1 protein-coding gene and 1 pseudogene are annotated in these 1,466 nt (G+C 48.2%); one reads left to right on the top strand and one right to left on the bottom strand.

The features are described 5' to 3' along the window. Positions 1-1,063: MFS transporter (locus WG89_RS02025; protein ID WP_062260635.1), on the top strand; the 1,063-nt coding region annotated here is incomplete at its 5' end. A 230-nt stretch (positions 1,064-1,293) separates the two neighbouring features. On the opposite strand, the pseudogene WG89_RS31950 reads toward WG89_RS02025, so the two are convergent. Further along, positions 1,294-1,466 (bottom strand): annotated as a pseudogene (locus tag WG89_RS31950) (transposase); the annotation flags it as partial.

Below are 1,466 nucleotides of genomic sequence, written 5' to 3'. Positions count from 1 at the left end.
CGCCCTGATTATTGGTTGGATTGGTGATAGAACCAATCGGCGAACAGCCCTGTTGCTATGCAGCTTTACTACGGGATTGGGTACGTTTGGGATTGGCTGTCTGCCTGATGTTCAGACCGCAGGTATTCTGGCTCCTTTGCTGCTGGTATTGATGAGACTGCTGCAGGGTTTTGGCATGGCCGGGGAATTCTGCTCGGTTCTGGTAGTCACTGGAGAACTAAGCCCTCCTGCTCACCGGGGTATCCTGACCAGTCTGGTTCATAGCAGTGCCATGATGGGGACCCTGATAGCTTCTCTGGTGGTTATGCTGGTGTTCTGGCTACCAGAAGCATCACTGTATAGTTGGGGATGGCGTTGCCCTTTCTGGTTGGGTGGGATGATCTGCTTTACCGCCTGGTTTCTGCGAAAACAGCTGCCTTCTGAAAGACCTGTCAATCATCTCGTTTCCACCAAAACGAGTCTTTGGAAAAACAGAGCTGGGTTGGTGCGCATGTTTCTGGTGGTTTCAGGTAATACTCTGATCTATCACCTGTTCTTTGTTTTTTTCAGCACGCAAATGATTGAGATTCAGAATATCGCTGGTGATCGGGCCATGTTGATTAACTCTCTGAATATCTCGGCCCTGGTTATATTCTGTGCTCTGGGTGGGTGGTTAGGAGATCAATTTGGGCGAAAAAGAGTGTATTTGCTCTGTCTACTGATCATTGCTGTCGCAGTTGTTCCTGCTTACTCATTCCTTTCCCCTGCATATTCATGGCACTACAGCTTGGTTGTACAAGCTCTGTTTGCACTGCTGGGTGGCATATTGTTAGGAGTCAGCAGCGCACTGTATACAGAGCTTTTACCGGATAACATAAGAATGATGGGAACAGCCGTACCTTACAATCTAGCCATTGTCGTGTTTGGTGGAACAGCGCCCTTAATTGCATTGGCGCTGACAGAGTGGTCGGGTCTTTATTTTGCACCAGGCTTCTATGTGGCAGTGGTGTGCCTGATGATTTTGTTGTCTATGAAGGGGGTTGAGGATATCTCTGGGAGGCGCCTTTTAAACACAATGAGGTGATCTCAGAGTATGAAGGCTTCTAGCAGCCTGTCGGACTTGAACCCATAAACGCAGTTCAAGTAATTTCAGACTCTGACTATTCCGGAGAGAACTTATAAAACCCTCTCCGGCGCATTACATTTTCAACTTGTCCTTATGATTTTTCTCACTCTTGGCCTCAGATCAGCCCAATAGTGCCACAGATAAGTCGCCAACAAGACCAGTTCCAACCACTGCTCTTCATTCACTTGTTTCAGGCTGAACATCCGCCTCAAGTTATACGCAAGACAAACCAGCGACCACTCTTTTGTCACATTGTCCAACCCTCGCACCATGAAACGCCGATACCCCAYGGCTTCTTTCTGTATCCCAAAGGTCGGTTCTATCGTATGTTTTCGCTGGCTGTAAATCGCCCGTCCTTCTC

It is taken from the genome of Endozoicomonas arenosclerae, from assembly GCF_001562015.1.
GTDB classification, from domain to species: domain Bacteria; phylum Pseudomonadota; class Gammaproteobacteria; order Pseudomonadales; family Endozoicomonadaceae; genus Endozoicomonas_A; species Endozoicomonas_A arenosclerae.
This window is presented reverse-complemented; position numbering and strand designations above follow the sequence as displayed.